This is a genomic window from Enterococcus sp. MSG3290, from assembly GCF_050555565.1.
Lineage (GTDB): Bacteria > Bacillota > Bacilli > Lactobacillales > Enterococcaceae > Enterococcus_B > Enterococcus_B faecium.
In genome coordinates this window covers 29,143-47,256 of the sequence record NZ_CP187863.1, presented here as the reverse complement: position 1 = coordinate 47,256, position 18,114 = coordinate 29,143, and the positions used below count along the sequence as shown (strand labels likewise).

General features: G+C 36.8%; 24 protein-coding genes and 3 pseudogenes. 7 read left to right on the top strand and 20 right to left on the bottom strand.

The genetic code is table 11. The features are described from left to right. Positions 1 to 960, bottom strand: a complete 960-nt coding sequence (locus IGL31_RS13410; RefSeq protein WP_086300292.1) for an IS30-like element IS6770 family transposase — start codon at positions 958 to 960, stop codon at positions 1 to 3. Between the two features lie 274 nt (positions 961 to 1,234). Here IGL31_RS13410 and IGL31_RS13405 point away from each other — a divergent pair, with 274 nt between their 5' ends. The 4 genes from IGL31_RS13405 to IGL31_RS13390 all read left to right on the top strand — a co-directional run bounded on the left by IGL31_RS13405 (position 1,235) and on the right by IGL31_RS13390 (position 3,360). Beyond that, positions 1,235 to 1,438, top strand: a complete 204-nt coding sequence (locus IGL31_RS13405; RefSeq protein ID WP_002307514.1) for a leucocin A/sakacin P family class II bacteriocin — start codon at positions 1,235 to 1,237, stop codon at positions 1,436 to 1,438. Beyond that, positions 1,428 to 1,739 (top strand): hypothetical protein, encoded by a 312-nt coding sequence (locus IGL31_RS13400; RefSeq protein ID WP_002293551.1) that lies wholly within the window; start codon positions 1,428 to 1,430, stop codon positions 1,737 to 1,739. The genes IGL31_RS13405 and IGL31_RS13400 overlap by 11 nt, the downstream gene beginning before the upstream one ends. A 159-nt stretch (positions 1,740 to 1,898) precedes the next feature. Then, a complete protein-coding gene (locus IGL31_RS13395; RefSeq protein WP_086300293.1) occupies positions 1,899 to 2,807 on the top strand; it encodes an IS982-like element ISEfm1 family transposase in 909 nt (302 codons plus the stop codon). A 55-nt stretch (positions 2,808 to 2,862) separates the two neighbouring features. Then, positions 2,863 to 3,360, top strand: coding sequence for a GNAT family N-acetyltransferase (locus IGL31_RS13390; RefSeq protein WP_002308046.1), 498 nt, complete (start codon positions 2,863 to 2,865; stop codon positions 3,358 to 3,360). A 35-nt stretch (positions 3,361 to 3,395) separates the two neighbouring features. Here the strand turns inward: IGL31_RS13390 and IGL31_RS13385 are convergent, their stop codons facing one another. Continuing rightward, a complete protein-coding gene (locus tag IGL31_RS13385) occupies positions 3,396 to 3,953 on the bottom strand; it encodes a hypothetical protein (protein ID WP_086300294.1) in 558 nt (185 codons plus the stop codon). 100 nt (positions 3,954 to 4,053) lie between these two features. On the opposite strand from IGL31_RS13385, the gene IGL31_RS13380 reads away from it, so the two are divergent. Further along, positions 4,054 to 5,007, top strand: a complete 954-nt coding sequence (locus IGL31_RS13380) for an IS30 family transposase (protein ID WP_428870098.1) — start codon at positions 4,054 to 4,056, stop codon at positions 5,005 to 5,007. A gap of 171 nt (positions 5,008 to 5,178) precedes the next feature. Here the strand turns inward: IGL31_RS13380 and IGL31_RS13375 are convergent. The 4 genes and pseudogenes from IGL31_RS13375 to IGL31_RS13360 all read right to left on the bottom strand — a co-directional run. Further along, a pseudogene (locus IGL31_RS13375) lies at positions 5,179 to 5,400 on the bottom strand (DUF2786 domain-containing protein); the annotation flags it as partial. 9 nt (positions 5,401 to 5,409) lie between these two features. Continuing rightward, a complete protein-coding gene (locus IGL31_RS13370) occupies positions 5,410 to 5,616 on the bottom strand; it encodes a hypothetical protein (RefSeq protein WP_002293548.1) in 207 nt (68 codons plus the stop codon). 41 nt (positions 5,617 to 5,657) lie between these two features. Next, the gene (locus tag IGL31_RS13365; protein WP_002335347.1) at positions 5,658 to 6,053 is read right to left on the bottom strand and encodes a hypothetical protein; all 396 of its coding nucleotides are present in this window, start codon (positions 6,051 to 6,053) and stop codon (positions 5,658 to 5,660) included. A gap of 74 nt (positions 6,054 to 6,127) precedes the next feature. Beyond that, positions 6,128 to 6,298: a hypothetical protein gene (locus IGL31_RS13360; RefSeq protein WP_002293544.1), complete on the bottom strand. Its 171-nt coding sequence runs from the start codon at positions 6,296 to 6,298 to the stop codon at positions 6,128 to 6,130. 97 nt (positions 6,299 to 6,395) lie between these two features. Between IGL31_RS13360 and IGL31_RS13355 the strand changes: the two genes are divergently transcribed. Further along, the gene (locus IGL31_RS13355) at positions 6,396 to 6,623 is read left to right on the top strand and encodes a hypothetical protein (RefSeq protein WP_306173746.1); all 228 of its coding nucleotides are present in this window, start codon (positions 6,396 to 6,398) and stop codon (positions 6,621 to 6,623) included. A gap of 110 nt (positions 6,624 to 6,733) precedes the next feature. On the opposite strand, the pseudogene IGL31_RS13350 reads toward IGL31_RS13355, so the two are convergent. The 4 genes and pseudogenes from IGL31_RS13350 to IGL31_RS13335 all read right to left on the bottom strand — a co-directional run bounded on the left by IGL31_RS13350 (position 6,734) and on the right by IGL31_RS13335 (position 8,353). Next, a pseudogene (locus tag IGL31_RS13350) lies at positions 6,734 to 7,170 on the bottom strand (hypothetical protein). A 15-nt stretch (positions 7,171 to 7,185) separates the two neighbouring features. Beyond that, positions 7,186 to 7,438, bottom strand: a pseudogene (locus IGL31_RS13345) (hypothetical protein). Continuing rightward, positions 7,438 to 7,644, bottom strand: a complete 207-nt coding sequence (locus tag IGL31_RS13340; RefSeq protein WP_002295619.1) for a hypothetical protein — start codon at positions 7,642 to 7,644, stop codon at positions 7,438 to 7,440. The pseudogene IGL31_RS13345 and the gene IGL31_RS13340 overlap by 1 nt, the downstream one beginning before the upstream one ends. Before the next feature lie 448 nt (positions 7,645 to 8,092). After that, a complete protein-coding gene (locus tag IGL31_RS13335) occupies positions 8,093 to 8,353 on the bottom strand; it encodes a hypothetical protein (RefSeq protein WP_002295623.1) in 261 nt (86 codons plus the stop codon). Between the two features lie 154 nt (positions 8,354 to 8,507). On the opposite strand from IGL31_RS13335, the gene IGL31_RS13330 reads away from it, so the two are divergent. Further along, entirely contained in the window at positions 8,508 to 8,630 is a 123-nt protein-coding gene (locus IGL31_RS13330) for a putative holin-like toxin (protein ID WP_002295624.1), read from the top strand. Between the two features lie 158 nt (positions 8,631 to 8,788). Here IGL31_RS13330 and IGL31_RS13325 read toward each other — a convergent pair whose 3' ends face one another. The 10 genes from IGL31_RS13325 to IGL31_RS13280 all read right to left on the bottom strand — a co-directional run bounded on the left by IGL31_RS13325 (position 8,789) and on the right by IGL31_RS13280 (position 18,109). After that, a complete protein-coding gene (locus IGL31_RS13325) occupies positions 8,789 to 9,046 on the bottom strand; it encodes a hypothetical protein (RefSeq protein ID WP_002295625.1) in 258 nt (85 codons plus the stop codon). Positions 9,047 to 9,067: 21 nt separating this feature from the next. Next, the gene (gene ssb, locus IGL31_RS13320; RefSeq protein ID WP_002295626.1) at positions 9,068 to 9,553 is read right to left on the bottom strand and encodes a single-stranded DNA-binding protein; all 486 of its coding nucleotides are present in this window, start codon (positions 9,551 to 9,553) and stop codon (positions 9,068 to 9,070) included. A gap of 2 nt (positions 9,554 to 9,555) precedes the next feature. Then, a complete protein-coding gene (locus tag IGL31_RS13315; RefSeq protein ID WP_002328352.1) occupies positions 9,556 to 10,455 on the bottom strand; it encodes a nucleotidyl transferase AbiEii/AbiGii toxin family protein in 900 nt (299 codons plus the stop codon). A 12-nt stretch (positions 10,456 to 10,467) separates the two neighbouring features. Further along, positions 10,468 to 11,064, bottom strand: coding sequence for a type IV toxin-antitoxin system AbiEi family antitoxin domain-containing protein (locus IGL31_RS13310; RefSeq protein WP_002295629.1), 597 nt, complete (start codon positions 11,062 to 11,064; stop codon positions 10,468 to 10,470). Between the two features lie 80 nt (positions 11,065 to 11,144). After that, the gene (locus IGL31_RS13305; RefSeq protein ID WP_002295632.1) at positions 11,145 to 11,294 is read right to left on the bottom strand and encodes a hypothetical protein; all 150 of its coding nucleotides are present in this window, start codon (positions 11,292 to 11,294) and stop codon (positions 11,145 to 11,147) included. Between the two features lie 15 nt (positions 11,295 to 11,309). Beyond that, on the bottom strand, positions 11,310 to 13,514 hold the full coding sequence (locus tag IGL31_RS13300; protein WP_002295634.1) for a type IA DNA topoisomerase: 2,205 nt from the start codon (positions 13,512 to 13,514) through the stop codon (positions 11,310 to 11,312). Between the two features lie 10 nt (positions 13,515 to 13,524). Beyond that, the gene (locus tag IGL31_RS13295) at positions 13,525 to 14,994 is read right to left on the bottom strand and encodes a toprim domain-containing protein (protein ID WP_002335351.1); all 1,470 of its coding nucleotides are present in this window, start codon (positions 14,992 to 14,994) and stop codon (positions 13,525 to 13,527) included. Positions 14,995 to 15,054: 60 nt separating this feature from the next. Next, positions 15,055 to 17,427 carry an ArdC-like ssDNA-binding domain-containing protein gene (locus tag IGL31_RS13290; protein WP_002335352.1) on the bottom strand — a complete coding sequence of 791 codons (2,373 nt, stop codon included), beginning with the start codon at positions 17,425 to 17,427 and terminating at the stop codon, positions 15,055 to 15,057. Between the two features lie 12 nt (positions 17,428 to 17,439). Beyond that, positions 17,440 to 17,634 (bottom strand): hypothetical protein, encoded by a 195-nt coding sequence (locus IGL31_RS13285; RefSeq protein ID WP_086300297.1) that lies wholly within the window; start codon positions 17,632 to 17,634, stop codon positions 17,440 to 17,442. 139 nt (positions 17,635 to 17,773) lie between these two features. Beyond that, positions 17,774 to 18,109 (bottom strand): hypothetical protein, encoded by a 336-nt coding sequence (locus tag IGL31_RS13280; protein ID WP_002295640.1) that lies wholly within the window; start codon positions 18,107 to 18,109, stop codon positions 17,774 to 17,776. Positions 18,110 to 18,114: the final 5 nt, after the last annotated feature.

Here is an 18,114-nt window from a genome sequence, read left to right as displayed (position 1 = left end):
TCAAATTAAGCTAGAATAAAATGCTTCTTGTACATAGCTCAAAAATATTTCGATTGGTGTTCTGTAATTCAATGATTTTCTTGGAATATGATTACGTTGATTGCTGACACTGGAAATAAATGTCTGATTCACTTCTCTAAAATCCATTGATTTCGGCAGTCCATTACGACGCAGAATCCCGTTAGAATTCTCGTTTAATGGGCGTTGAGAAGGTGTTCCAGGGTCCGCAAAATATATATCAATATCATGTTGGTTACTAATGGCTTTCCAGTTAGAAAATTCTTTTCCACAGTCAAACGTAATAGATTTAAAGAAGTTTTTAGGGAAGCGAGAAAACCATTGATTAAGGGCAGTTTCAATATCTAATGCCTTACGGCCGTTGGGTTTAATCGTGATAATGACTTTAGATAATCTTTCAACTAAAGTAATGACGGCACTTTTATGATGAATGCCAACGATCGTATCACCTTCAAGGTGACCAAACTCAGAATTGAAATCAGGATAATTATCAGGTCGATCATGGATTGAGCGCTGATACTGTTGTTTTCCCCGTTTTTCCTGATGGCCATTGGGTTTTCTTTTAACTTTCATCGGTAGTGTGTCAATATCAAATATTCCTTTAGAAAATAAACGATAAAGTGTTCTCATACCGCATGAAACAGGCCTTTCTTTTCGCCCGATAATGACGTCAGGCGTCCAACCAAGAGTGACTTTCTCTTTAATGTAATCTACTTCATGAGCAGGTAATTGAATGACTTTTCTACCACATTTTTTCTTATTTTCTTTATACTGGTGCCAATAATCAAGAGCAGTCTTGCCTTGCTTGAACTTATTGACTATATTATAAATAGTTTGTATAGCACGTCCCATTCGGTTAGCGATTTCAACCGGCTTATTATGTTGAAGATAATATGATTCTATCATTGTCAGTTCGTCTATGGTAAGATGTTTGTAGGTCATTTATGGTTACACTCCTTTGTTTTCTTTCGTCGGAAATACAATTTGAGTGTACCATAAATGCCTTTTTATTTTTCTAACTTAATTTTACAATTCGCGTTATTAAGACTATTATTATTAGTGAGATAAAATTTGATTGATCTTACAGAATATTGGTGACGATTATGACACTAAAGATACTATTTATGAAAATTTTGCAAAAATGTTCTGAAAATTACATATAATTGTTTTATAAAAAAGAGAGGCAATTATATGAAGAAAAATTTGTTAGTATTTTTTGATTTTAGGAATTGTTTTATTGAGTGTATCTACTTTAGGAATTACAGTAGATGCTGCAACTTATTATGGAAATGGTGTTTATTGTAATACTCAAAAATGTTGGGTAGATTGGAGTAGAGCTCGCTCTGAGATTGTTGATAGAGGAGTAAAAGCTTACGTTAATGGTTTTACGAAAGTGCTAGGTGGAGTCGGTGGAAGATAAAAAAGAAAAACTTTTTGACTTAATTGCGAATGCATATAATTCAAAGTCATATAATAATGTAGAAGTAAAAGAAGGATTTCTTCAAGATGCTAAGAAAATACGAGAGGATAAACCATATCCTGAAATTATTATATCAGTGTACAAACATTTATCTAAATTAAAAGCTGAGGAACGCATAAATATCAATGAAATTAAGTGCTTAATGGAATTTATCAAAGAAGATTACACAAAATTGAGTGCTAAAGAGTTGAGAAAATATGATATTGGTTATGGTGCCATGTCTATGCCTTATATTTTTTAATTAAAAATGAATAGTATTATCTGAGTTAACGCAAAAGAAGCTAATTTAACCCGTGGTGCTAGTTAATTTTTTCCTAGAGGAAAATGTCTAAACATGTTGGTAAATCAACAAAAAAACGCATATAGTAGTCTCAAAACTCCCAAGAAATGAGGACTACATATGCGTTCATCAAAATATACTGAACATTATACAGATACTTTTATAACATTCAAGGAAATTATGAGAACTGTTTCTAACATATACCACAATTGTGTACCAGATAAGATTAAAAACCGAAGAAATACTGATCAACTGAAGCAACGCGATACAGTGATTATTGCTTGTGTTATATGGGGCATAATTAATGGCTATACTAGCCAAAGAGCCACGTATAGAGCGGTTTGTTCCGTCTTATTTCCTAATGGTGACTTTCCTAGTAGGAGTCGATTCACTCGCTTAAGTTTAAACTTAGCTTACACTATCAAGATTATTCGATACTTTTTCATCAAGAAGCTCACCAAAGGTGAACTAGTCGGAATTATAGATAGTTTTCCTAGTCCATTATGTAAACCAGTTAGAAATAGACAAGCAAAACTATTGAATCAAATAGCCAAAGTTGGCTATAACTCAACAAAAAAATCTTATTTTTATGGTCTTAAAATTCATATAATCGTTACTAAAACTGGCTTTCCGATTACTTACTCAATCACGAATCCAGGTGTCCATGACGTGAAAGTGTTAGAGACTTTATCGGAAGAAGCGAATCTTCCCAATATCCTAGGGGACAAAGGATATATTAGCCATAAAATCCATGAAAAGCTTGCCCTTAAGGGCATTACTATATCCGTTCCGCCACGTAAAAACATGGATAAATCAGAAAAACTAGACCACAGCTTACTTGGAAAACAAAGAAAAACAGTTGAGACTGTTTTTTCTTCCTTAGAAAAATTAGGTTGTCAAAATTTCAACTCACGTTCTGTTAAAGTGCTAGAGAGTAGATTTGAAAGCATATTACTGGCTTACAGTGTTCTATTAAGTCGAGCACAACGACGTTTTGAAGGAACTTTGAGATATTCTTTAGGATATTAAAATTAACTAGCCCCACGGGTGATTTATAGTATACTATGTCAAAAGGAGGAGTTAGATGAACAATCAAATCACACTAGCGTATTTAGATTATGATGATCTAGATGCTTTACAAGTTGTAAGTGTTGTCAGTTTTTATGAATCGTTTATCGATGGCGCAGATCCACTTGATATGCAAGGATATTTACAGACACAATTGACAACTGAAATATTGGCAGTAGAATTGGCACAGTCAACCAGTAAATTTATTGGTATTAAGGATCATCAAATACTCATTGGTTATATGAAAGTCAATGATGAAAAAGATGCTATAGAGATTCAACGGCTCTATCTGCTCAAAGATTATCAAAACAAAGGGTTAGGGCAACGGTTACTCGATGAAGCGAATCGTTATGCTAAAACGAAACATAAACGTTATTTACGTTTGACTGTTTATGAAAAAAATCATGCAGGTATTCGTTTTTATGAACGTCATGGATTTAAAAAAATCGGGATCAAACATTTTCCTTTAGGAAAACAAGATCGTATTTGTCCGATTTTAGAAAAAGAAATCTAAAAAAACGTCCTCACTTTTGATGCTGAGGACGTTTTTTAGACTGGTAATGGAACCATAATTCGCTTTCCTTTTTGATAAATCGCTAATTCCGTCACATCTTTTGCTTTTAACAGAGCAAAAAGATCATCGAAATGGAAACGGAAATGTTCAAGGTAATGCCCATCTGATCCAACACTAAACAAGGTACCACCACGTGAAAGATATAAATCGATGACATATTCATATAACGCTAAATTGTCATACAAGTAAGCGCTCTTAGCATTTAATTCGAATGCCAATTTATTTTTGATTACTTGATCTAGAATCGGTAAAAACTGCGCTTCATATTGTTTAAATTCAGCAACGGATAGACCAAATACCCGAAAACCATAGTCAAAATGAGCAAAGACATCTGCTTCTATAACAACTAGTGCTTCTGAAAGTTGTGCAAAATACTGAGGAATCACAATAGCAGGATCCATATCTTTGACTTCGTCATCTAAATAATCAAATTGACCATTATGATGCACACTGAGTAATTTTAAATCGTAATCTTTATCGGCTAAATAGTCGATGATCCGATCCTTTTCAGAAGCGATGTAACCGATTTCTATGCCTCGCCGTTTGTATAATTAAGCGAGACAAATAAAAAAGCCATTTATGTTACACTCAAATTGTAATACCCGCTAAAGCATACAAGGAGAGTGAACATAAATGACTTATACCCATCTTACACCAAACGAGCTTGTAATGATAGAAGCATATTTTCATCAAGAAACTCCGGTTGTTATCGTTGCGAAGCAGCTTAAACGTGGACGCCAAACAATTTACAATGTCTATAACTTTCTCAAATGTGGTGGAACAGCACTTGAATACTTTGAACAATACAAAGAAAATAAGCGACGTTGTGGGAGAACCGAAATCATTTTTCCTGCTGAGGAAAAAGAATACATTGCAAAAAGATCAACTGAAGGTTGGACCCCAGACGTCATTATTGGCCGTGCAGAGCGAACCTTCTCTTGTTCAGTAAGTACCCTCTATCGCCGGTTTAAGACGGGAGAATTCAATGTTTTACATTTACCGATGCAAGGAAAACGAAAACCAAATGGTTATAAGGAAAAACGTGTAAAACAGGCATTCAAAAGAAATATTTCTGAACGTAAAAAAGATTATGTCGTTTTCGAAGAAGAATTTGGACATTTAGAGGGTGATACGATTGTCGGCATCCACCATAAAAGTGCCGTCATCACACTCGTTGAGCGACTTTCAAAAGCCATTATCGCCTTGAAACCAGAAGGCCGTAAGGCAGTTGATATTGAAAATTCGATTAATGAATGGCTTCAATCCGTACCCAAAAATCTTTTCAAATCAATTACCTTTGATTGTGGAAAAGAATTCTCTAATTGGAAAAGTATTAGGAATACGAATGATATTGATATTTATTTCGCAGACCCAGGAACGCCTTCCCAACGGGGATTAAATGAACATTCAAACGGACTCCTCCGAAAAGATGGACTACCAAAAGAAATGGACTTCAACCAAGTCAATCAAGGATTCATCTCATCCGTTGCGTCCAAAAGAAACCATATCCCTAGAAAATCACTAAATTACCAAACACCATTAGAAGTTTTTTTGAGTTACGTAAATGGAAAGTTTTGTCTCGCTTAATTTGACAAATAATATAAATAAAAAATGGTCTTCACTTTTCGGAATATTTATTATAAAAGGAGCTTGCTATAAAAAAGAGAAAAATTAAAACACAATAAAACATGTACAAACATATCAAAAAAGGCCAGTCAACAAACCTGTTAACTAGCCTTTTTTATCTTAATTTCTAAATAAACGATACAGCCATTTTTGCGGACGTCCACGATAGATCACGTGCGTTTCTACTGCTTCTATCCGTTGCTGCTCATGATAATTGAAAATCTCATCTTCAGTAAGATCATAGTCCATCATCAATTGCTGGGCTTTGGCTAATGCGCTCATTGATTCCTCATCATTTACATCCGCCGCAAGCGCCAGTAATTTTTGAATCTTTTCTTTTCTCTTGTCTGCCATTTTCTACTCCTAAAGGTAAGTGTGTGTTAAGTCTACTTCTTTTTTCTGAACGCTACTTTCCAGTGTTGCTAGTTCTTTTTGTGCTTTTTTCGTTCGTTTTAGTCCTTCTTTATACACCGTTGAAGTCTTATTATGACCTAACAATTCCAACTGTTCTAAGTCTTCCTCTAATTTCTCTACCCACATTCGCTTATGGTCTAATAAATTGTATTTCATGGTGATCTTCCTTTCTTCCTTTACTTGCACTAGCACTCTGTCTATAAAGCCAGTTCCCATGCCAGGTTTTTATCCTCATAGAATTTTGGATCGATATATCGGGTTAACTTATCGCATTCAAGCGTAAAGCTTTCTTTCTCGAATACAATAGAGATATTGTCCAATACAGTTCCTTCAAAGGCTAGCGCACCTAATTCTGTATGATTGTTTACCCAAACGACTTTTTCTTCAGTAATTCTAATTCCAAAGTAATCACGTACCCCATCGTAGCCACAAAGGCAAATGACCTTTGCTTGGTCAAAAAAGTAAGGCATTTTAAAGTAACGATCATCTACTACCGAAATTTCAGATCGTTCAAATTCTACAACACCATCTTCAGTTGCGGTTAACTGTGTTAAAATATCTGCTAACGATAGTTTAGTTTGTTTTTTCTTCATCTTATTTCCACCTTTTCCATTGTCTAAAAGTGATATCACTTTTAGGTTTTAGTATAAAAAGTGACGTCACTTTCTTAGTGCTGGTACCTCAAATCCTGCTTTTTCTTGGCAATCAATAAATCTAACGCAATACACATAATCCTGGATTCACTTTTGCCGTACTTCTGCTTTAGTTGCTGCAATTCTTTTTGTCTCTTTTCATCTAATGTCACGGGTAACCGTTTATTTCCTATTGCAATTGGCATTGGTACTCTCTCCTTTCATCGAAATAACCCCATGAAAAATATGGCTGCAATCATCTTGAATAGTAGACTCACGAGGACTAATACAAACCGCCAAAAGATCAAACAAAACACCAGTATTACCAAAAATACAGCGAGGTTTAACTGTACAGCTGCACTATCTCGCATAAGTATTTCGCCAACAAACAGTACTAACAATAAGGGAATAATCTTGTTCAAATGGATCACCTTCTTTCTCTTAAGTTATCGGGCTTTGCCCGTTTATTTCGCACCACCTAAGCGGCGGGGGCGGTTGGTGCGAAATAAGAACCATTCCCTTAGTTACTAGGCTTTTTTTGTCCTTATTTCACACATTCTCACTTTTCGGTATAAATGATTATTGACCTTTTTTTCTTTCAAATCGTTGATATGGAATCCGTTGTTAGTTGATAAATCACCTTATTCATTTTCGTTGTCTTCCTTTTTCATGGTGTAATATGCGCCATACTTATTGATATTTTCAAAATAATCTAACCATTCACTTGAAACAGTCTTGGCTTTTTTCGTTTCGATAAATTTCCATACGTTAGTTCTAAAGCTTGGTATTCAGAAGGTTTAATAGTGCTTGGTTTGACACCTACTTCCAAGCATAGTAAGGCTTGGAAAAACCATTTTGCATTTTGCTTTTTCAGTTCTTCCAGTGTTCGATAGTACGTCGCAATAAGATTCATTTCGACACCTGATTCAATCATTTCTTCCACAGCTACCGACAATTTTTCTTTATAATGTTTTTTTGGAACACGTGTTTCGTTGTATAGGAACGTCATATCCTCCATTTTTTGTGCCATTTTATCCAAAGGTAATTTGACAAATTCGTCATAGTAATTTTGAGCCATATTTTTTTCTCCTTTTTAGTTCTCTAATTTGGTTAACCAATATTCGTTTTCATAAGTTTCCAAGTTTTCTTGATAATGCAGTTCACATCCTGCAATCTTCACTAGGTCTTCAAATAGCATAGTCGGTGCATCCTCTACTAAAGGGGTTTCTATCGTCCAGTACCGCGGAATAAGTAAAGCTTCTGCTACTTTTTCAGAAATGACTTCTTTGTCCACCAAAATTTGAACGACTTCTTTCTACAGTCAATAATTTGTGTTGTGTTTTCATCAGCGTTTCTTTCCTTTCTCCTCAATCAAAATATAATCGCCATAAGACAAGGTATATTTTTTCCCGCATGTTGGACATTGATACAAACAATAGCTTTTGATACATTTCGCTCTTTCTCCGCAATCGCATTCGACAGTATGTGGTGCATGATAGTTTGGGAATAATTCGCTGAAGGGAACACCCAAATAATCAAATTTCTTTCGCATGATTGATTCTGCCTCCTCTTAGGAAAGGTTTTACTTCCTTTCGTTAGTTCTTTCTTTATTGATTTGTTGGCCAGAATGAATCAACGAAAAGCGACAAGGACAAGGGCGCGCAGCGTGCCATTTACCCTTGTCCTTGTCGCTTTTTGGTGATAAAAGGCAACTTGTTGCCGGTCTGGCAAATCAATAAAGAGATAGCGAACAGGAACGAACCTTTTGGTGAGAGGAAGCTTTTCCTATTTTGTCTTACAAAGCAAGACCCCTTATCTTAGTGAACGTGCAACGTTCACTTCCTTTCTTCTCGAACGGCGGTGGCGGTTGGAGTGAGAGAAAGGTTTTTCAATTGAGAAGGCACTTGTGCCTTCCTAAACAGGCCTTTCCCTTTCTTCCTGTTTCTATGTAAAACAAAAAGAGCTGCAGTCCTACATTAGGATTGCAGCTCTTCTTTTATTTATATGCCCATTGATCGCGTAAAATGATCAGGGTTTCTAATTTGCATCGATTCAATGACTAATTGATTCCGTTTATTGAAATGACCTGTGACGGCAATATTGTATTTTCCATCATCCATAATTAACAATTTATCGATAATTTCAATATCTGCAACTACACAATTAATCGATTCATGAATTGTTTGTAAAGTAAAGCGAACCAATAATGGTTGTGTTTTTATTACTCGGATTTTATCAAGCAAACCAACATATTTGTTCATCACGATCACCTCGCTAAAATTATAGCAAAAACAGTTAAAATTGAGAATTTTTATTCGATTTTAGATATGCTATAATAGTCAAGACAGTAAAGTTTGAAGACGGTGGCGACTTCTGGAAAGGTGGTGGTGCTTATGAATGTAAGTGCTAAAATCTATGAAAGGAGTAAGCCTTTTGTCCGCATATGAGACAATTCAAACCATTCTTGGTTTTGGTATGTTTACCATTGCTTTGATTAGTTTGATTGTAAATATGCTTAAAAATGACAAAAAGAAATAACCGTCTACTTTAGCAGGTCAGCGGTTATTTCCAAATAACTAATATTCTGCCACCGTTCTTTAATCGGTGCTGTTAATGAGGGGTTGTTAGCGCAACTCCTCTTTTTCATGTTCATTATAGCAATATTTCGCAAGAAGTTCAACGATTTCCCGTTAACTCTACATATAAAGCGGTAGAATAGCCGTAAGTATAACAGCTGTCGCTGCTACTGTGACTTTAGTCAATCGCCAAAAGGAATTATCCTTTCCTGCTCTTTTTAAAAGATAAGAACAGACAAGATACACGAATACAAGAAATAGTGATCCTTTCGCAATTCTATTTACCAAAGGATTTTCAGTGACGCCCAAAGAAATCCCGTCTATAAATGCAATTACGGGTATCAATAGATCCATCGTCAGACTAATTTTTTTTGCCATGCTTACTCCTTCTTTCTCAAACTAAAACGGTAGATCATCATCGCTAATATCGATTGATTGTCCACCAAATGGATTCTGTGAAGCGTTCAATCCATTGTTGTTAGGCGTCGCTGTATCCCGTTGTTCGAAGGTGGCGGTGCTTGGACTGGTGGACGATTGATCAGCGTGCGCACGGCTCTCTGTCGCTGCTTTACTTTCTAATAGTTGAAAGTTATCTGCTACAACTTCAGTCACATATACACGTTGTCCTTGCTGGTTGTCGTAAGTCCGCGTTTGAATCCGCCCAACTACACCAATCAAGCTACCTTTTTTAGCTAATGTCGCCATTGTTTCTGCTGGTTTGCGCCAAATCACGCAGTTAATAAAATCGGCTTCTCGATTGCCGTTTTGATTCGTGAAATTTCGGTTGACGGCTAGGGTAAAAGTCGCTACTGCAGTACCACTTGCGGTATAACGTAAATCAGGATCTTTGGTTAAGCGTCCTACTAATGTCACATTATTAATCATCTTTATCTCTCCATTTCTCTATTCATCTGTTGGTGTCTTTGATAAGCTAGTTTTTGCTCTTTTTCTTCGACGTGAATCACTTTTTCCATCAAATTACTAATCGAATCCATTGTCTCATCGTACGTGATCGATGCAGCATAAGGATTGCTTTTTTGATATTTCTTCCAGGTATCTTTTAGCTCGTGACTATTTTTCAGTACATCCATATCCTTTTCATAGTATATCTTTAACGGATCAGTTTTTCCTCGACGTGTAAATGTATTTCTCACACTATCTTTCAAGGTCTTCTCATCGATCTTCTCCATTTTAGGAATAGTATAGAGATCATAAAAATCTTTTCCTCTCGAATTATCTGTTAAAAAATCAAAGGTTGCACTTAATTTTTCAGCAATAATTTGTTCTGTAGGATAGGATTCCAAAGGAATCGTTCGATCCTCAAACATCAATTTATGACTGTGAGTGATCGTTGCAGGATAGATCGAGTCACCTGTAGTCACATCTACCTTAAAATCTGGCCGCATGTTTTCCAAATGTGCCAGCACACGTAAGCTAAATCCTGGATAGTAATCGGTTTCTCTCGTTTCTTTCATTCCTTGAATCTCAAATTGAATGCCTTCTTTCGTCGGCGTTGAAAAAATTTCGTTTAGAACCGTTGTTAATGTTTCTTTGGTTACTTTCATTTCCCGTAAAGTCGTATCAATATCTTTGGTTGTGCGATTTTCAATGCCATACTTTGAGCCAATCAAGAAGCCGCCTTTTAACACAAAATTTTCACGATAAGGAGACTCTGAGATTTTTTCCAAGAATTTTTCCATCATAAAATGTCTTAAAACAAGCTGCGGATCAACTTCTTTTTCTCTAGAAATATTCTTCACTTTTGCTTTTAACTGCGTAGGTGTCATGTATCTTCTCCTTTAATTTAAAGCCATAATATAAGAACGCATCGTTTTGTCTGTTGGTAAAATTCGTCGATACTCATTCAATTTTCTAAGATTTTTTCTGTCCGACTCCATATAGTTTTTGATTGCTTTTACTTTGATTTCATCCTCAACGGTATACCAGGGATTCCAAATGTCACATAAAGTTCTTTCTGTATCATAAGCTATAATAGGATTCCCATAGCGACTTTTTATTTCAATCTTACCTAATTCATACCATTCCGCTTTTGTATAGTGTAGCTCAACTGCGAATTCCTTCAATCCTTTTTCAGAAACGTGATAACCGTAAGGTACAGTCAGATCGATCTGTCTAGGGATCATATCTGTTAAATCATACAAATCTAACGCGGTAATATGTGAAATAATGCCGCGTTCATATTTTTTTTGCGCCATAAACAATTCATCAGGAAATTGACCAGGTAAGGTGAAAAAACCTGGATACTCTCGATCCAGCTCCCCTCGATCTACCATACGTTTGATCGTTACAGGAGAAATGCCCGCTTTTTTGGCATCCTTCAAAGCCAAAGTTCCATTAAATTCTTCTAGCAGCTTGTATACCATTGCTTTTGTCATTTTCTCCCTCCTTTGTATACGTATAAACTTATAAAAACAGTATAACATAAGTTTATACGTATACAATAGTTAGGAAGATTTTATCGATCTAATTCGATTTCTTTTTGAATCCTCTGCTGGTTCTTCAATTGCTGCAGTCTTCGTTTGCTGGCACGCATTTTTTCCTGTTCTGAACGAATTTTGGCTTTTTGATTTTCGATTTCTTGTTGTTTGTGTGTGGTATTACGCATAAGATTAACCCTCCATTATTTTGCAGTGCGGCGTGTTCTTTTCTTGAAGTTCGTTTTTTTCTTTTCAGAAAATTCAAAGCCTGTAGTGAAGTCTTCTTTTAAAACAATCGTTGCTTCAAATGAACCCTTCTGACCTTTTAACCCTTTCACTGGTTGGCTTGTTCGGCTATTTTGAATGATCTCCTTCAGCTGTGTCGCTGTGAGTTTCTTTTTGGCAATCGTTGTCCATAATTTAAAATCACAGGCTTCAGACGTACAAGCTGCCACCTTTTGATAGAGCAAGACTTCTTGTTCCTGGCATTTTGGACAAATTCCTAAATGACGCGCGGCTTCTTGCTTTTCACTGGCTGCTTTCACTTCTTGTAACGTCGATCCAAAATCAGTGGATTGGATTTGCCCTGGTACGACTTCCAATAAGTGAGAGACAAATTTTTGGATATTGGCTAGAAAAGTGGTTTGTGTTCCTTTTCGTTCACCGATCTTTAACAAGTAGCTTTCCCATTTGGCGGTCATTTCGGCGCTCGTAAGCAGCGGCTCTTTTTCCACGGCTTGGCAAAGCAAAATCCCTTTATTCGTCACCACGAGCTTATTTTTCTCTACCTTGATATATTCCTTTTGTTTCAAGGTTTCAATAATATTCGCCCGTGTCGCTTCTGTACCGATTCCTTCCACTTCTTTCAATATGGATTGCGCTTCTTCACTATCCACGGTTTTCCCAGCTGTTTTCATTGCAGTGATCAACGTACCTTCGGTATAAGGTTGTGGTGGCTTGGTTTCTTTTTCAAGAACTTGTAGATCCACCGTCACCATTTCTCCTTTTGTCACTTTAGGAAGTAGCGGCTCTTCTTCCTTCTCTTTTCCGTCGCTCTCTTTTCCAAATAACTTCTTCCAACCTAGATCTAGCGGCACCTTTCCGATTGCCTTTAACTGAAGCTGCTGAACTTGCGTCAAGATCGTTGTTTCTTCATAGGTATACTTTTCCGCAAACATGGCCACCGTTGTTTTTAACACTTGTTCATAAATAGCCTGCTGCAGTGGACTTAGTTGTTCAAAAGCCGCTGCTGTCATAACCGTTTTTGTAGGAATGATCGCGTAATGTTCCTGGACTTTCTTATTATTCACATACCGACTATTCGGTGTATGAATAGGAGTCGGAATCGCTTCGGCTTTTAAAAAATGCTTGTATTCGTCTAAGTGATCCAACAGATACGCATATTCCCCTTCCGTAATATAAGGGGTATCCGTTCGCGGATAGCTTAGATATTTTCCTTCATACAACCCTTGCATGGCTTCCAAAGTATCTTTGGCACTAGCTTTCATGAGTTGATTCATTTTAGACTGAAGGCTCGATAAAGAAAAAAGACGTGGGCTAGCCGCACTTTTTTTCTCTGTTTCGACTTGAAGGATCGTACCTGGCTGTTTTCCTAATTGAACACCTTTTTCTTTTAAATAGGCTTCAAATGCTTCTTGTGTCGCTTGGGTTTCATTTGGATCAAGCTTCGCATCAAATGCGCCATTTTGAGCGATTACTTGGGCTTTTCCTTCAAAATATGGTTCTTTTTGGAAGTTTCTAATCTTTTCCTGCAATTGATAAATCATATAGAGTGTTGGGGTTTGGACTCTACCTAAAGAAAAACTTCCTGGTATGCCTTTTTGCTGCAAGAGTAAACTATACAGTGGGCTACCGTTCATCCCAATTAACCAATCGGCGATCTGACGTGCTTGTGCTTCTTCAAATTTTGGATAGGTCTCTTCTGCGTCTCGTAACTGTTGGAATCCCTGATAAATGGCTTCTTTTTCTAAGGAGTTGATCCAAAGTCTTTTAAAGGTTTTTCCTTGATTGGCGCCTGCTTGTTGAATGATTGACCAGGCAATCAGCTCCCCTTCACGATCGCTATCAGTCGCGATCACAATCGTATCAGCTGACTGCAGCTGTCGTTTGACGACACTAAACTGCTTTTTCTTATCTTTAGGAACATGATAGTGGTATTGATTGGGGAAAATAGGCAAATGTTCTAATGCCCATTGTTTCCATTTTTCATCGTACATATCGGGCGAATCTAACTCGACTAAATGACCAAAACCATACGTGATCACAGTTTCTCCTGTAAACAATCGATCTTGGATCTCAAAATACCCATCTTTTCGGGTAGCTTTAGAAAAGCTATCGGCATAAGCCTTCGCTTGTGACGGTTTTTCTGCTAAAATGACGGTTTTCATAGTGACGACTTCACTCCCTTTCTTGTTGTCTGCCTTGTTGAAACAACATCGCACGTTTTTGCTTTCTGATTTCTTGTTGCTGGATCTCATGCTTCAATTGATCATTCCAATCCTTTTTCACTTCAGGTACAAATTCATGTTCATGCTTTTTATAGCCTTTGTAGTATTGTTCTGCTTTATAGGAAAGAAGGATTCCTGCATTAACGTCTTTTATGTTGGCTTTTCTACTATAAAAACGATCAAAGTTGTATGTTCCATCTGCGCGTTCACATACTTTCAGTTCCTTCGCGACCGTGGTACATGCTTCTTTCAAATCAATTGTTTCTACTGGTTCGCCCTTCGCCAACATCTTTCCAAACGTAGATTGAACATCATGAGCAGACACCAATTGATTTGTCAGCTGTAAATTAGTTTCAGTTTTGTGTATGGCCATAATTGCTTCAGGTTCAACACTCATTTCTTTTGCGACTGCTTCATAAGTAGCTTTGTATTCTTTAGGTACTTGCCAATCATTTGGAATTCCTCGCTCACAACGGATTTTCTTATTGGTAAAAGGATCAACGATTCCCTTCATCTGTTCTTTTTCATAAAAAATATGTCCTGCACGATCATTGTCCACACATACTTCAATCGATTGAGGAAATGTTTGTTTTCGACTTAATTCAGAAATCGACTCTTCAACGTAATGACTGATTACATGATGTTTTAACCCGTCCATCGAAACTAACCAGGCATCTTGTAGTTTCTCCCGATTCAATGCAGCGTAACTTAACAGATCAATACTACTTTCAAAGAATTTTAAATGCTTCGGATCGCCTATTTTTAAATTAAATCCGTGATTTGGCGTAGGATTCTTGTCAATGTGTTTATACGTTCCCCGTTTACCGAAACGATTAAAATCGACGATCGTTCCTTGATAACTTGCCCCTACTGTCTCTCCTGTCTGTGGATCTTTCCATAAAAAAGCAACCGCATGATCTAAACGGTCGTCTCCAACTAAAAAATTTTGCCGTTCATGTTTCGGCTTTAGTTCAGCAATCAACCCTTCTTTTTCTGCATAATCAATCAGCCACTCTGGTAGTTTTCGTTCTTCCTTCAGATAATTCCTTCCTTTTTCTGTGAGTGGTTGATAATCAACGGGGTGATCTTTGTACTTTTCTGTCTCAAAATGAAGATTTTCCACTCGTTCTGTTTTGTCTTCATTCTTTAGAATAAAATCAGTGGCTGCTTTAAATTGTTGCTTAGGGTCTTGGATCTCTTTGTCTATGAAAAAAAGTTTAGCTAATTCAATAATGTCGCCACTAATATTTTGACTGTTCCAATAAAAACGTTGTTTTCTTCGATCAAAAACAAATGAATCATGGTCTTCTAAGCGATAGTCTCGTCCTTTATTGACTACAGCCATTCCATTGTTTCGAGCAAAATCCACTATATCGATCTGTTTACATCGATCAATAAGACTCATTTTTTTCTCGGTCATTTTAAAACCTCCCAAAAGAAAAAAGACTATCCGTTTTTCAGATAGTCTTTTTTACTTGTTTTATACACGTTCTTTTTGTGACAATTGTTGTTCATAATAGATTTCATTTTTTCGTTTTGCCACTTCTGACACTGTCTCAAGTGAAAATCGGAATGGATTTCCTAGCGCAAATTCTTCTGAAGGTAACGCCGTTTGGATCTCTTTTCCATAACTTTTTCCTTTTAAAATTACTTGATTATGCTGCGGATCTTCAATAAACGCCGCATCCTTCAAATGTAACGTTCGACCCGTATCTTCTTCCATTACTTTCCCGTCTTTCTTGTCGATCCAAAGTGAACCAACAGGAACAATATTCTTTTGTTCTGCCGTTTCTACAGTATTTTTATGCTCCTGCTTCACTTCTGCTGGTTGGATCTCTGGTTCTCTTTCTCTGTATTGATTGATTTCATTAGAAATGGTTTGAATGAATTCATTTGCGACACGGCTGACATCATTCATGATTTTCCCACGTTCCGCAGCTTCCTTATCATCCAACGTCTGACCATTCTTCGTCCATGCTGCAATATAAGGAATAGCTTTCTCCGACGTGTCCATTCCAAAATGTTTGCACACAATATAAGAAGTCATTTCTGCCTGCAATTCTTTAGTTGCGGTATCTAATTCTGAAAATTTGTGCATTCTTGCATGGGCTAATTCATGAATACTTGTAGCTAAATGCTGCGTAGGAGTATTTCGAGTATTCATGACGATTTCTTCTTCGCCAGTAAATTCGTTACGAACATACGCCCCACGTGCTTGTCCTAATTCTCTTTGATAGACTTCACTTTCTGTCATATCTCGAATTTGTATTCCAATATTGTTGGCTACCGCTTGAATCCCAGCTTGAAGTTCTGACTGTCCTTTTTTATCCAATTGAAAATCAAAGACACGGTTCGGAAAGATTTTCGGATAGTCTTCAGGTTTTAACTGTGTTTGTGTGATATCAAACACTTTTTCAATCGTGTAGTAAGTTTTTTTGATCACTTCGATTTGACCACTTTCGATTCGTTTTTTATCTTCTGGTGTAGCTTCTATTTCTCGAACAAAGCCACGTCCTTTCTCATAAAATCCTTTGACCGTTTTTCTGACAAAGATCTTGTTCCCTTGTTCCCCTTTTTTGATATAGATTCCTTCTTTTTTCAACGCGGCACGACCTAAACAAGCCGTTGCACCTGGAAATTGTTCCTCAATCAATAATTGATTTCTAAAGGATCGTTCTGGAAAACGAGACATAAAGTTCAAAAGTTCTTTGACGTCTTCAGGAGAATGAGTATGCTTTTTCACCGCATCCAGTGCCTGTTGCGAAAGGGATTTAACTTCTTGTTTAATCTCTTCTGCCGTTCGTTTTTGATAGCCCTTTTGTTTTGTTTTTGTTTCTTTCGACTGCATTTGTTCTTTCGAAACAGGTTCATTTTTGACCGATTGTTTTTGTTCCTTCTCAGGTACTTGTTCGCACAATTTTGCTAACTCTAAATAGATGGGTTGATTACTGTTGACGCCATCCCCTAGATCCATTCGGATCTGATCGACTACTTCTCCGTTCTTCACTTCTTCAAAATAGAATTTATAATAACCTGCTTCTGCGGCGTATTGGTTATCCAACGTTTTGAGTTGATCGATCAATTCGAATGTTACGATCTCCCCACCATAACTTTTCAATCCTTTTTCTGGATCATTTTCGTTGAATTCTACTCGATAAAAATGATCGTTTTCTTTCTCCTTCAAAGAATCAGTTGGTACAGCCTCTTCAAGTAATTCACGAACAGCTGCTTTTTCCTCTTCCGACGTGGCTTGGTATTTTTTAGATTCCTCAAATTCCCCGTTTTCATTCAGTTCTAAAGTGACTTTTCGATAGCCTTTCAGAAAATAAATGGTCGGATTTTTTTTCCATTGCGTCACTCGTCCGCTGTCAATGATTGCTTGTACTTCAGGAAGAAGGTTTTCTTTTCCTTTTTCCGATCTTTCTTTCAGCTGTTCTAATGTTTCCAATTTCCGTTGGTATTTTCGGATCGTAGCGGCTGAAAAAGTCGATTCACCTTTTTCAAAGCGTTCGATTTCTTCTTTGATTCTTGGAATATTCTCGATCGTCATATCCAGTCCGCCGTACTTGTTATAGCCCATTTCCTTTATCTCTTCTTGTCTTTCAAGTTTTTCTACTTGTTTTTCTTGTTGCTTGATCTCTTCTCTCAGACTATGCACTTTATTTTCGATTCGCTCTTGTTGCCTAAACCAAGAATGCCCATTTCTCTTATCGTTCATTGGTTGACCGTTGGTCTTTCTCTGGTGTTCAAACATCTTTTCAATTTGTTCGTTTAATTCATTTTGCAATCGTACTAATTTTCTTTTGGATTTTCCCAAACGACTATTGTCTAGTGGTTCTTTTTCTTCTGCCATGTCCGTTTCCTCCTAAACAAATGGATAATCTTCTGTCGCATCGACGAACGTCTTCGTAGTCAGATTTAACGTTAAAATATCGCCACTTTGATAAGCTTTTGCCGCTTTGTCTGTGACGACAAAAGATCTGCCTGTTTGAATTTCTGTCACAAAAACGAGATTGTCTCTGCTTTTTTCAACAACAACTCCAATAGTTGAATAAACCATTTCTTCTTCCTCCTTTCTTTTGATATAATGTAGTCGGAAATCGCACCACTCAATAAATTGGCGGAAAACAATTCATTGAAAAAAAGAGTCCTGGACAATCACGTTCAGGACTCTTTTACTTCTTTTATTCACTTAACAACTAACACTCTGTGAGTGAAATGGACTCTTCAATGCTTTTACATGGAAAGTTATTGATTCCCTCTTCATTCATTTCCCAAGTAGTATAATAAGGTGCTAACTTGCCCTCATATTCTTGAATGATAAAATATTTTTCACCATTCACATGATTACAACAATACACACCAGTAGCTGGGTACTCAACGACTAAAAATTGATTTGGATCAAACTGTTCGTTTCTCAACATTTCTCTTATCTGGAACAAATGCTCTTTTTCCAAACAATCGGGAAGTTGTTCGATTCGTTCTTTTTTTAGTGATCCTTCTATGACTTTCCATTGATTCAAATATCGTTTCATTTCTC